At 58.6% G+C, this 12,773-nt stretch carries 12 protein-coding genes; 8 read left to right on the forward strand and 4 right to left on the reverse strand.

Features of this window, described 5'->3' with window-relative positions:
- Positions 1-206 precede the first annotated feature (206 nt).
- From ACL2XF_RS25690 to ACL2XF_RS25700, 3 genes are read left to right on the forward strand one after another with little or no spacing between them, the layout of a single operon-like run.
- Entirely contained in the window at positions 207-563 is a 357-nt protein-coding gene (locus tag ACL2XF_RS25690; RefSeq protein WP_410013707.1) for a YqcC family protein, read from the forward strand.
- Complete coding sequence (truC, locus tag ACL2XF_RS25695) at positions 556-1,347, forward strand: tRNA pseudouridine(65) synthase TruC (RefSeq protein WP_413727750.1); 792 nt, start codon at positions 556-558, stop codon at positions 1,345-1,347. The genes ACL2XF_RS25690 and truC overlap by 8 nt, the downstream gene beginning before the upstream one ends.
- 14 nt (positions 1,348-1,361) lie before the next feature.
- Positions 1,362-1,814, forward strand: coding sequence for a flavodoxin (locus tag ACL2XF_RS25700; RefSeq protein ID WP_410013709.1), 453 nt, complete (start codon positions 1,362-1,364; stop codon positions 1,812-1,814).
- Between the two features lie 823 nt (positions 1,815-2,637).
- Here ACL2XF_RS25700 and ACL2XF_RS25705 read toward each other — a convergent pair.
- The 4 genes from ACL2XF_RS25705 to map form a co-directional block, all read right to left on the reverse strand.
- Positions 2,638-3,030 (reverse strand): DUF3461 family protein, encoded by a 393-nt coding sequence (locus ACL2XF_RS25705; protein WP_410013710.1) that lies wholly within the window; start codon positions 3,028-3,030, stop codon positions 2,638-2,640.
- Between the two features lie 130 nt (positions 3,031-3,160).
- Positions 3,161-3,985, reverse strand: a complete 825-nt coding sequence (gene dapD / locus ACL2XF_RS25710; RefSeq protein ID WP_413727751.1) for a 2,3,4,5-tetrahydropyridine-2,6-dicarboxylate N-succinyltransferase — start codon at positions 3,983-3,985, stop codon at positions 3,161-3,163.
- A 76-nt stretch (positions 3,986-4,061) separates the two neighbouring features.
- Positions 4,062-6,740, reverse strand: coding sequence for a bifunctional uridylyltransferase/uridylyl-removing protein GlnD (gene glnD / locus ACL2XF_RS25715; RefSeq protein ID WP_410013712.1), 2,679 nt, complete (start codon positions 6,738-6,740; stop codon positions 4,062-4,064).
- A gap of 121 nt (positions 6,741-6,861) precedes the next feature.
- Complete coding sequence (gene map / locus ACL2XF_RS25720; protein WP_410013713.1) at positions 6,862-7,656, reverse strand: type I methionyl aminopeptidase; 795 nt, start codon at positions 7,654-7,656, stop codon at positions 6,862-6,864.
- Positions 7,657-7,993: 337 nt separating this feature from the next.
- Here map and rpsB point away from each other — a divergent pair, with 337 nt between their 5' ends.
- The 5 genes from rpsB to ispC all read left to right on the forward strand — a co-directional run bounded on the left by rpsB (position 7,994) and on the right by ispC (position 12,657).
- Positions 7,994-8,719 carry a 30S ribosomal protein S2 gene (gene rpsB / locus ACL2XF_RS25725; RefSeq protein WP_410013714.1) on the forward strand — a complete coding sequence of 242 codons (726 nt, stop codon included), beginning with the start codon at positions 7,994-7,996 and terminating at the stop codon, positions 8,717-8,719.
- Positions 8,720-8,837: 118 nt separating this feature from the next.
- Positions 8,838-9,695, forward strand: a complete 858-nt coding sequence (gene tsf, locus ACL2XF_RS25730) for a translation elongation factor Ts (protein WP_410013715.1) — start codon at positions 8,838-8,840, stop codon at positions 9,693-9,695.
- A 143-nt stretch (positions 9,696-9,838) separates the two neighbouring features.
- On the forward strand, positions 9,839-10,564 hold the full coding sequence (gene pyrH, locus ACL2XF_RS25735) for a UMP kinase (protein WP_410013716.1): 726 nt from the start codon (positions 9,839-9,841) through the stop codon (positions 10,562-10,564).
- A gap of 136 nt (positions 10,565-10,700) precedes the next feature.
- Positions 10,701-11,258, forward strand: a complete 558-nt coding sequence (frr, locus tag ACL2XF_RS25740; RefSeq protein WP_410013717.1) for a ribosome recycling factor — start codon at positions 10,701-10,703, stop codon at positions 11,256-11,258.
- 202 nt (positions 11,259-11,460) lie between these two features.
- The gene (gene ispC, locus ACL2XF_RS25745) at positions 11,461-12,657 is read left to right on the forward strand and encodes a 1-deoxy-D-xylulose-5-phosphate reductoisomerase (RefSeq protein WP_410013718.1); all 1,197 of its coding nucleotides are present in this window, start codon (positions 11,461-11,463) and stop codon (positions 12,655-12,657) included.
- Positions 12,658-12,773: the final 116 nt, after the last annotated feature.

Genomic DNA, 12,773 nt, shown 5'->3' on the forward strand with positions numbered 1-12,773 from the left:
GCGCCTGGTATCGCCTTTCAGGATTATCTCCTCGCTTAGCGTTCGGGCTATTCCACGCATTGTTACAGACGGTCGCGGTCGCCGGTGCCAGCAGCTGTAATTATCAGGCTAACTTTATATGTCATAATTAGTACCGGACAAAGTTAAGTGCTATGCTTTGCCGCTTTGTCAGATCAGGCGCAGCAGTCCTTTACGGGGAGCATACGATGGATTTCCACCAACAGGTTCGCCAGCGGCTGTTTGCCGTTGAGCAGGCGATGCGTTCATTGTCAATATGGCAGCCGCAGCCGCCGGCGCGCGAGGCGTTTGAAAGCCGGGAGCCGTTTTGTATCGATACCATGCGCCCCGAAGAGTGGCTGCAGTGGATCCTGCTGCCGCGTATGCACGCCTTGCTCGATCAGCAGGCGGCACTACCGCGGCGCTTCGCCATCACGCCCTATTTTGAGGAAGCGTTTGCGCACGCCGCCGGATTGCTTACCCAGTTACAGCGGCTGGACGACTTACTTAATATCGATTCCCCCCAGGATCCCCCTACGCAGGCGCCGAAAATTCAGCATGATTGAGATCTGTTACCAGGACGAATATATCGTGGCGGTCAATAAGCCGGCAGGGTGGTTGGTACACCGCAGTTGGCTGGACCGCAAGGAAAAAATAGTCGTGATGCAAACGGTGCGCGACATGCTGGGACAGCATGTCTTTACCGTCCATCGCCTGGACCGCCCCACGTCCGGCGTGCTGTTGCTGGCGCTGTCCAGTGACGTGGCGCGCAGCTTATCCGAACAGTTCGAACAGCACGGGATCAGGAAAACCTACCATGCGGTGGCGCGCGGTTATATGGAAGGCGAAGGCGTGATCGATTATGCTCTGACCCAGGAACTGGACAAGATAGCCGACAAATTCGCCCAGCCGGACAAGGCGCCGCAGCAGGCGATAAGCCATTACCGGACGCTGGCGCAGGTAGAAATGCCGGTGGCTATCGGCCGCTATCCCACGTCCCGCTACAGCCTGATGGAACTGCTGCCGCAAACCGGGCGCAAACATCAGCTGCGCCGCCATATGTCCCATTTGCACCATCCCTTGATCGGCGATTCCACCCACGGTGATTTACGCCAGAATCGCGGATTTGCCCGCACCTTTGACTGCGCGCGGTTAATGCTGCACGCCAGCTGCCTGGAGTTAACCCATCCGGTCACCGGGAAACCGTTAAAAATCAACGCCGGCTGGGACCAGACCTGGCAGGATCTGATGGTACGGTTCGGCTGGACCGGTATTATCCCTGACTATGAAAGGGTTGAGTTTCCCGGGGCATCGGGTCAGGATATGGCATCTTCTACGCTGACGGAATGAAAGGGAGTCAAAGCATGGCCCAAGTGGGTATTTTTGTCGGGACAGTCTACGGTAATGCCTTATTGGTCGCCGAAGAAGCGGAAACCCTCCTGGCCGAGGCGGGCCACGAGGTAAAATTATTTGACGAGGGCACGCTGGAGTCCTGGCAATATTATCGGCAACATCATGTGCTGATCGTGACCTCCACCACCGGGCAGGGCAATTTCCCGGACTCCATCGCGCCGCTGTTCCAGGCGGTAAAGGATCATGTCGGCTACCAGCCGGAACTGCGGTATGGCCTGATTGCCCTGGGCGACAGCAGCTATGACAATTTCTGCGGCGCCGGGCATACCTTTGACGCGCTGTTGCAGGAGCAGGGCGCGGTCAGGGTGGGTGAGCTGCTGGAAATCGATGCGCTGGCGCACCCTGAACCGGAGGTGATCTCCGGCCCCTGGGTCAAAAAATGGGCCGAACTGATCAAAAGTTAACGTCAAGCCCCGGCGCGCTATACCCGCCAACGCCGAACTCAACGCAGACGTGTTCAAGGGAGAGCGTGCCAATGGGGTCGAATCGGGCGTGCTTTTCCCGCCCGACCGAGGCCCCATGGCATGCCAGGCCCGCCAACACTGATCTCAACGCAGTCGTGTTCAAGGGAAAGCGTGCCAATGGGGTCGAATCGGGCGTGGTGTTCCCGCCCGACCGAGCGCCCCATGGCATGCTAGGCCCGCCAACACTGATCTCAACGCAGCCGTGTTCAAGGGAGGGAGTGCCAATGGGGTCGAATCGGGCGTGGTGTTCCCGCCCGACCGAGCGCCCCATGGCACGGTATGCCCGCCAACGCCGAACTCAACGCAGACGTGTTCAAGGGAGAGCGTGCCGATGGGGTCGAATCGGGCGTGCTTTTCCCGCCCGACCGAGCGCCCCATGGCACGGTATGCCCGCCAACGCCGAACTCAACGCAGACGTGTTCAAGGGAGAGCGTGCCGATGGGGTCGAATCGGGCGTGCTTTTCCCGCCCGACCGAGCGCCCCATGGCACGGTATGCCCGCCAACGCCGAACTCAACGCAAACGTGTTCAAGGGAGAGCGTGCCGATGGGGTCGAATCGGGCGTGGTGTTCCCGCCCGACCGAGGCCCCATGGCGCGGTATGCCCGCCAACGCCGAACTTAACGCAGACGTGTTCAAGGGAGAGCGTGCCAATGGGGTCGAATCGGGCGTGCTTTTCCCGCCCGACCGAGGCCCCATGGCATGCTAGGCCCGCCAACGCCGAACTCAACACAAACGTGTTGAAGGGCGGACGTGCCGGCGGGATTATGGCTTATTGCGGGTCAGCTTTTCCAGATCGGCCTCGATCTCGGCGATCTTATTGGACACCACGCTGTCCAGATGGCGCAGATCTTCCAAAATCTTATGTTTCAAGTCCACCTCGGTCTGATCGCGCAGACAAAGCTGATCCAGCTCGTCAATCACATAACGCAGGTTAGGGCTGATTTCGTTAATTTCGCGATAGCCCTCGGCGACGTTATCGGAAACCACGGTTTTACGCTGGCGCGGATATTTAAATTTAACGCTCTTGGCAAAAAATTCGCCTTTATCCCGCCGAAAATAAATTTTCAAAATATCGTTATTGGCTTCCTGACGCAGGCTGTATCTGTCGATATCGTCCGGATGATTAACGCCAAGGCTTTTAAGATTATCGTACATAGCGCTACCTCTGGTATGTAATGCCGGGGTTCCGGGATGATTATGACGCCCGCGGGCGCCATAAAATGTGATTAACGGCTAAGATTGCAGCCAGATATCCGGGCGGTTAACGCTTTCGCCACTAAAGATATTAGTCTATCGTACGCAACAGCTCATTGATACCGACCTTGCCGCGGGTCTTGGCGTCGACTTTCTTGACGATAACCGCGCAATACAAACTATAACTCCCGTCCTTTGAGGGCAAATTGCCGGAAACCACCACCGAACCGGCCGGCACGCGACCATAGTGCACCTCGCCGGTCTCACGGTCATAAATCTTGGTGCTCTGGCCGATAAACACGCCCATGGAGATCACCGAACCCTCCTCGACTATCACGCCTTCCACCACTTCCGAACGGGCGCCGATAAAACAGTTATCCTCGATAATAGTGGGATTGGCCTGTAGCGGCTCCAGCACGCCGCCGATACCGACGCCACCCGAGAGATGAACGTTCTTGCCAATCTGCGCGCACGACCCCACCGTCGCCCAGGTATCCACCATGGTGCCTTCATCCACGTAGGCGCCGATATTCACATACGAAGGCATCAGCACGGTATTGCGGGCGATAAACGCGCCCTGGCGCACGCTGGCGGGGGGCACGACGCGAAAACCTTCGCGCTGGAAACGGGCGGCGTCGTATTGGGCGAATTTCATCGGCACTTTATCGAAGTAGCGCGTTTCCGCCCCTTCCATAACCTGGTTATCGCTGATGCGAAAAGACAGCAATACCGCTTTTTTCAGCCATTGATGAGTGATCCATTCGCCGTTGATTTTTTCCGCCACGCGCAGTGCGCCGTTGTCCAATTGGCTGATAACGCGCTGGACGGCGTCGATGGTGACGCTGTCGGCCGTGGCCGGCGTAATGTCCGCGCGGCGCTCGAAGGCGTTTTCAATGATCTGTTGTAATTGCTGCATCCTGTCTCAGTCCCGTCTCTTGTCAAATGGATAAATGGGCGCAGCGGACCTGCCGTCCGCGCACGCACCCGTTGTATCATATTTTATCGTTTGGATTGAGCGCCTCTGTCAAGCGCCGTTCCAGTTCCTGCTGTATTTCCGGACTTAATGCGCGCCGATCGCTGCCCGCCAGGATAAATAAGTCCTCAACCCGTTCGCCGATGGTGGAAATCCTGGCGCCGTGCAGCGACACGCCCATATCGACGAACACCTCGCTGACGCGGGCCAGCAGGCCCGGCTGATCCAATGCCGTCAGTTCCAGATAGCTGCGCCTGTCGGAATGGGTCGGCAGGAACACCACCGAGGTGGCGACATTAAAATGCCGCAGCTTCGGCGAAGGACGGCGCACGCGCGGATGCTGATACTTGCCCGGCTGCAGCGTTTGCAGCAGCGCCTGGCCGATAACCTGATGGCGATCCGGCGCCAGGGGGCTGCCGTCCGGCTCCAATACCACAAAGGTATCCATGGCCATGCCGTCGCGGTTGGTAAAGATCTGCGCGTCATGCACGCTCAGGTTGCGCCGGTCCAGCTCGCCGGTCACGGCGGCGAACAAATAGGGACGGTCCTGGTTCCAGATGAAAATTTCGGTGCCGCCGCGGGTGGCCTGCGGGCTTATCAGTACCAGCGGCTCATTGGACCGGTGGCGCAGCAGATGGCGGGCGTGCCACGCCAGCTGATTCGGCGAGTGGCGCAGAAAATAATCCGCGCGGCAACGGCTCCAAATGGCGTGCAGCGCTTCTTCGTCGATGTTCTCCATTCGCAGCAGCGACAGCGCCTGCATCCGGTGGTGGCGGATCCGGGCGCGCATATCCGGCGCGCTTTGCATACCGCGGCGCAGGAGTTTTTCGGTGGCGAAAAACAGCTCGCGCAGCAGGCTCTGCTTCCAGCTGTTCCAGAGGGTTTCATTGGTGGCGCAGATATCCGCCACCGTCAGGCACAGCAGGTAATGCAGCCGGTTTTCGGTTTGCACCTCGGCGGCGAATTCCCGCAGTACGTCCGGATCCTGGATATCCCGCCGTTGCGCCGTGACCGACATGACCAGATGATAACGCACCAGCCAGGAGACCAGTTGGGCTTCGCGGGCGTGCAGGCCGTGCAGCTCGGCAAATTCCAGCGCGTCTTTCGCCCCCAACTGGGAATGATCGCCGCCGCGCCCCTTGGCGATATCATGGAACAGCGCCGCCAGCAGCAGCAGATGCTGGTGCGCCAGGCGCGGGAACAGCTCGACGCATAACGGATGCTGCGGACGCACTTTTTCGTCGGCGAAACTTTCAAGCTTCATCAAGACGCGGATGGTGTGCTCATCCACCGTATAGGCATGGAACAGGTCGAACTGCATCTGCCCGACGATATTGCTCCACTGCGGCATATAAGCCCAAAGCACGCTATGACGGTGCATGGGCAGCAAGGCGTGCCGCACCGCGCCGGGATGGCGCAGGATGGCCAGGAACAACTGCCGCGCCTTGGGGTTGTTGCACAAGGGTTCGGCCAGATGACGGCGGGCGTAGCGCAGCTGGCGCAGCGTGGCGGAATAGATGCCGGTGATCTTCTGGTGCACCACCATCTGGTAGAACATGCGCAGTATGGCTTCCGGCTCGCGCGCGAACAGCGTTTCGTCGCGCAGGTCGATAAGGCTGCCGCGCAGCTGGAAGTCGGCGTCCAGCGGCTGGGGTTTATCGTCCGGCCCCAGGGCCAGGATGGCCTCGTCGAACAGCTGCAGCAGCATCTGGTTCAGCTCGCCGATGCGGCGGGTGACGCGGAAAAAATCCTTCATCATCCGTTCGACCGGCAGATTGCCCTCGCCGCCGTAGTGCAGGATTTGCGCCACGCTTTGCTGGCGGTCGAACAGCAGCCGGTTATCGTACCGGTTCAGCACCAGGTGCAGCGCGAAACGGATGCGCCAGAGAAAACTCTGGCATTCGATAAGTTCATCGCGCTCGGCCTGGGTAAGAAAACCGAAACCGACCATTTCATCCAGCGACGTGGCGCCGAAATGGCGATGGGCCACCCAAAGCAGGGTATGGATATCCCGCAGGCCGCCCGGGCTGCTTTTGATATCCGGCTCCAGGTTATAGCTGGTGCCGTGGTAGCGCTGGTGCCGCTCTTCCTGCTCCGCCAGCTTGGCCGGGAAAAATTCACGGGAAGGCCAGAATTCCTCGCTGAAGATGCTCTTTTGCAATTTCAGGAATAACGCCACATCGCCGCAGATCAGCCGCGACTCGATCAAATTGGTGGCGACGGTCAGGTCCGCCAGCCCTTCCTGCAGGCATTGCTCCAGGGTGCGCACGCTATGGCCGACTTCCAGTTTTAAATCCCACAGCAGCGTCAGCAACTCGCTGACGGCATGGGCCTGCGTGGCCGAAAGCGGATCCTGGCTCAGCACCAGCACGTCGATATCCGATAAGGGATGCAGCTCCGCGCGGCCATAGCCGCCTACCGCCACCAGCGCCGTTTCCGGCGCCGCGCCGAAGCCGTACAACCGCCACAGCTGGCGCAGCAGCTGATCGATATACAGCGCCCGCGCGTCGATCAGCGTCTCCGCCGATACCCCGGCGTTAAACGCCTCGGCCAGCCAGGTCTGGAAATCATCCAGCCGGCTTTTGAGAAAAGTGCGGTTCAAGGCGTCGTCCGGCCAGGTCAGCGGCGAGGCGGGCTTGGCCGGCAGGACGGCGGTGGCGGCGGGCTTGTCGGCGTACAGCAGGATTTTATCCGGCATAGGAGACCCATGGTAAAGCCGGTAGGTCCGGGGCGGGGCACATCGGCCCCGGACTACCCGCGGGAGGAGAAGACATGGCGCGCGGGACGCCGCCGGCGGGCGGGCGCCGCGCGGTTAACAATCAGGCCGCGTGCGTAATGACCGTCGGCAGCGTATCGTCGCTGCGCAGGGTCATGATTTCACAACCGCTGTCGGTGACCACAATAGTATGTTCGTATTGCGCCGACAAGCTGCGATCCTTGGTCTTTACCGTCCAGCCGTCCTTCATGGTGCGGATGCGGTAGTCGCCGGCGTTGACCATGGGTTCGATGGTAAACGCCATGCCCGGCTGCAGTATCACGCCGCCGTCATCGGCATCGTAGTGCAGGACCTGCGGCTCTTCGTGAAAACCCTCGCCGATGCCGTGCCCGCAATATTCGCGCACCACGGAAAAATTTTCCGCCTCGACAAACTGCTGGATGGCCTTGCCCAGCGTGCGCAGGCGAATGCCGGGCTTCACCATATTGATGGCCAGGTACAGGCTCTCCTTGGTGATGCGGCACAGGCGCTCGCCGAGGATGGTCGGCTTGCCGACGATAAACATTTTCGATGTGTCGCCGTGGAAGCCATCTTTAATGACCGTCACGTCGATATTGATGATATCGCCGTCCTTAAGTATTTTTTCATCCGAGGGAATGCCGTGGCACACGACTTCGTTAACCGAAATGCAGACGGACTTCGGGTAACCGTGATAGCCGAGGCTGGCGGAAATGGCGTGCTGATGAACGGTGATATGCTCATGGCACAGGCGATCGAGCTCGCCGGTGCTGACGCCCGGGACAACATAGGGCTCGATTATTTCCAGCACTTCAGCGGCAAGCCGGCCGGCAACGCGCATTTTGGCGATATCATCGGAATTTTTAATTGGAATGGCCATGAATAGATCCACAGTCGGCGTGAAAGTCGACAAATTATGATTAAGCTTAAGTAGAGGATAATGTTACCAGTCCAGCCATAAGACTGCCAAATTATCATTTGGTGCCGGTGCCGTGACTGAACAAAGAGTGGAGTCCGGGCGCGGATTATGGTATAAAGCGCGCCGACGATCGGCGTAGAGTATTTTGGTCCTATGCGCCGTTCAGATCAACTAAACTCAATTGTGTAATTACACACACGTGTCGGCACATGCGCCGGGGTGCCTTGGCCAGTAAGGCGGGGTCGGTCGTATGGGACACGTGGAGGCATAACCCCAAACTTTAACAAGAGGTTTAATCATGGCTACTGTTTCCATGCGTGACATGCTCAAAGCGGGTGTACATTTCGGTCACCAGACCCGTTACTGGAATCCGAAAATGAAGCCTTTCATCTTCGGTGCGCGTAATAAAGTACACATCATCAACCTTGAGCAGACGGTACCGATGTTCAACGACGCCCTGGCCGAATTGAACAAAATTGCCTCCCGCAAGGGTAAAATTCTGTTTGTCGGCACCAAGCGCGCGGCAAGTGAAGCGGTAAAAGAAGCTGCCAACAGCTGCGATCAGTTCTTCGTGAATCATCGCTGGTTAGGCGGGATGTTGACCAACTGGAAAACGGTTCGTCAGTCCATCAAGCGTTTGAAGGATCTGGAAACCCAGTCCCAGGACGGCACGTTCGAAAAGCTGACCAAAAAAGAGGCGCTGATGCGCACTCGCGAACTGGCCAAGCTGGAAAACAGCCTGGGCGGGATCAAGGATATGGGCGGCCTGCCTGACGCGCTGTTTGTTATCGATGCCGAGCACGAGCACATCGCTATCAAAGAAGCGAACAACCTGGGCATCCCGGTGTTCTCTATCGTTGATACCAACTCCGATCCGGACGGCGTGGACTTCATCATTCCGGGTAACGATGACGCCATCCGCGCCATCAACCTGTACCTGACCGCCGTTGCCACCGCCGTTCGCGAAGGCCGCTCTCAGGACCTGGTTGAACAGGCCGAAGAAAGCTTTGTAGAAACTGAGTAATAAGGCATGCTCTTCATTGAGCCCTTATTAACCAAGTTTTAACTATGTTGGTTAGAGGGCCTGGCTTCAGGCCCTCTTTTTTACCTATCCCCCCTCATGGGATAACGAGGAAAAAATAATGGCTGATATTACCGCCGCCCTGGTGAAAGAACTGCGTGAACGCACTGGCGCAGGCATGATGGAATGTAAAAAAGCGCTGGTTGAAGCTCAAGGCGATATCGAGCTGGCTATCGACAACATGCGTAAATCCGGTCAGGCCAAGGCCGCCAAGAAAGCGGGCCGCGTTGCCGCCGAAGGCATCATCCTGACTAAAATCGCCGCCGACGGCAAATACGGCGTTATCGTCGAGCTGAACTGTGAAACCGATTTCGTGGCCAAAGACGGCGGATTCAAAGCCTTCGGCGACGAAGTGATCAGCGCGGCCCTGGCCGAACGCATCACGGATATCGAGACGCTGAAAGCCAAATTTGAAGATCAGCGCGCCGCGATGGTTGCCAAGATCGGCGAAAACATCAATATCCGCCGCGTAGCCGCATTGGCGGGAGACGTGCTGGGTTCTTACCTGCACGGCGCGCGTATCGGCGTTATGGTGGCCGCTACCGGCGCCGACGAAGAACTGGTCAAGCATATTGCCATGCATATCGCCGCCAGCAAGCCTGAATATGTCCATGCCGAAGACGTACCGGCGGACGTGGTGGCCCGTGAGCACCAGATCCAGCTGGATATCGCCATGCAGTCCGGCAAGCCGCGTGAAATCGCCGAGAAAATGGTTGAAGGCCGCATGCGTAAGTTTACCGGCGAAATCTCCCTGACCGGCCAGCATTTCGTGATGGATCCGAGCAAGACCGTGGGCCAGTTGCTCGAAGAGCATAAAGCCACTGTTGCCGACTTCATCCGTTTTGAAGTGGGTGAAGGCATCGAAAAAGCGGAAGTCGACTTCGCCGCCGAAGTTGCCGCCATGAGCAAACAGTCTTAAATTAGAACTCCGGAACCGCCATCAGGCGGTTCCTTTTTATGAGCTGAAATAAAGTCAGGGGACTTTTGCCGCATAAAAACTGCAACGCGCGGTCCAGCAGTCGGATCCGCCCATCTCGTTATCGCTGCTTAGGAACAGAACAAATGGCAACCAATGCAAAACCCGTATACCAGCGTATCCTGCTTAAATTGAGCGGTGAAGCCCTGCAAGGCGCAGAAGGTTTTGGTATCGACGCTAGCGTCCTGGATCGCATGGCCCAGGAAGTGAAGGAGCTGGTCGAGCTGGGCATCCAGGTCGGCGTGGTGATAGGCGGCGGCAATCTGTTTCGCGGCGCGGGACTGGCCCAGGCGGGGATGAATCGCGTGGTCGGCGATCATATGGGCATGCTGGCGACGGTAATGAACGGGCTGGCGATGCGCGACGCGCTGCATCGCGCCTATGTCAACGCCAGGCTGATGTCGGCCATTCCGCTTAACGGCGTGTGCGATAACTACAGCTGGGCCGAGGCCATCAGCCTGCTGCGCAACAACCGCGTGGTCATCTTCTCCGCCGGTACCGGCAATCCTTTCTTCACCACCGACTCCGCCGCCTGCCTGCGCGGCATTGAGATCGAAGCCGACGTGGTGCTGAAAGCCACCAAGGTGGACGGCGTATTTTCCGCCGATCCGGTGAAAAACCCTGATGCTACACTGTATGAACAGCTCAGCTACCAGGACGTCCTGGAGCAGGAGCTGAAAGTGATGGATTTGGCGGCGTTTACCCTGGCGCGGGATCATAATATTCCCATCAGGGTATTCAATATGAACAAACCCGGCGCGCTGCGGCGGGTGGTGATGGGCGAGAAGGAAGGCACGCTCATTACCAAGTAGCATTTGTTCGCCAGGTTACAGTATCATGCCGATTTTACGGCAATAATAGACACGACTGGCTGCGGCTGGTCAGACTATCACGGGCTTGACGTAAGCTTAAGCCCGCCCGGATAACCAGTTTCCAAGGGTTCGCAACGTGATTAATGAAATCCGCAAAGATGCAGAGCAACGCATGGAAAAATGCGTAGAAGCATTCAAAAACCACATCGGCAAAATCCGTACCGGCCGAGCGTCTCCGAGCCTGCTTGATGGTATTCAGATCGAATATTACGGTACGTCCACGCCGCTGCGCCAGCTGGCGAACGTGGTGGCCGAAGATTCACGCACTTTGGCCATTACCGTATTCGATCGCTCCCTGAGCGCCGCGGTGGAAAAAGCCATCATGGCCTCCGACCTGGGCCTGAATCCCTCGTCCGCCGGCACCGTGATCCGCGTTCCGCTGCCGCCGCTGACCGAGGAACGCCGCCGTGATCTGATCAAGATCGTGCGCGCCGAGGCCGAGCAGGGCAGGGTATCGGTGCGCAACGTGCGCCGCGACGCCAACGATAAAGTCAAAGCCATGCTCAAGGATAAAGAAATCAGCGAAGACGAGGATCGCCGTTCGCAGGATGATATCCAGAAGCTGACCGATGCCTTTATCAAGAAGGTCGACAGCGCCCTGGCCGACAAAGAAGCCGAGTTAATGGAAATCTAAGCTAACGGCGCTACGCTGACGTCATGCCGGCCTGCAGGGGCCGGCAGCGCGCCGGCCCGTCAAACACGCCGCGGCGGCCAATCAATTATATTGTTTGTCCGCCGCGGTTTTTTTTGTCGGCAACGTCATAGACAAATGTTGCGCAACGTTCCAGACTACTGTGCCTTCTTTATTTTTAACACGCGGTTGTCCAGAGTACCTCATGAGAAATTTGACGATTCTCGGCTCCACTGGTTCGGTTGGAACCAGCACACTGGCCGTTGTTCAGCAAAATCCGGAAAAGTTCGCCGTGCGCGCCCTGGTGGCCGGACGAAACAGCGCCGTCATGGCCCGACAATGCCTGGCTTTTCGTCCCGCGTATGCCTGTATGGCCGACGAGGCGTCGGCGCGTGAGCTCAAACGCCTCCTGCATGAGGCGGGGAGCGCCACCGAGGTCATGGCGGGGCCGCGGGCCGCCTGCGAACTGGCGGCTCTCGACGGGGTCGATCTGGTGATGGCCGCCATCGTGGGCGCCGCGGGGCTGCCGTCGACCCTGGCGGCAATCCGCGCCGGTAAATCCGTGCTGCTGGCCAATAAAGAGGCGCTGGTGACCTGCGGCAGGCTGTTTATAAACGAGGTTCGCCAGAGCAAAGCGCAACTATTACCGGTGGACAGCGAACATAATGCGATTTTTCAGAGTTTACCCGAACCATTTCAGCGTCAGTTAGGGTACGCTTCCCTGGAGGCGCATGGCGTGTCGAGCATCATCCTCACCGGTTCCGGCGGCCCGTTTCGCACCACGGCCCTGTCTGAACTGGACGCCATGACGCCGGATCAGGCCTGCGCCCACCCCAATTGGTCGATGGGGCGCAAAATCTCCGTTGATTCGGCGACGATGATGAACAAAGGACTGGAGTATATCGAGGCGCGGTGGTTATTCAACGCCTCGGCGGCGCAAATGGAAGTGATTGTGCATCCGCAGTCGGTGATTCATTCCATGGTGCGTTATCGCGACGGCAGCGTGCTGGCGCAGTTGGGTTCGCCGGATATGCGCACCCCCATCGCCCACGCGATGGCCTATCCCGAGCGGGTGGCGGCCGGGGTCGAGGCGCTCGATTTCTACCGCATCGGCGGGCTGACCTTCGAGCGGGCCGATGAAGCGCGCTACCCGTGCCTGCAATTGGCGATAGACGCCTGCGAACGCGGCCAGGCGGCCACCACGACGCTGAATGCCGCCAACGAAATAGCCGTGGCGGCGTTTTTGCAGGGGCGGGTGCGCTTTACCGCCATCGCCCCCCTGGTGCGCGCTACGCTTGAACGGATGGTATTGCCGGAACCGGAGAGCGTGGACGACGTCGTGGCGATTGACGCCGAGGCCAGAAGCGTGGCGGAGCGCGAAATGGCCGCTTTTATGCAGTAAAATCAGCCGGCGCGGGTCGTTGCGTCGGTCGCGGCCTGATTTGTTCCGCCGCTGCTGAAATGATATAGTCAGCGCCAATTGTCTCCAGGATGATGGCTGGCCATAAGAAATCCGGA

It is taken from the genome of Sodalis sp. RH19, assembly GCF_047324215.1.
Lineage (GTDB): Bacteria > Pseudomonadota > Gammaproteobacteria > Enterobacterales > Enterobacteriaceae > Acerihabitans.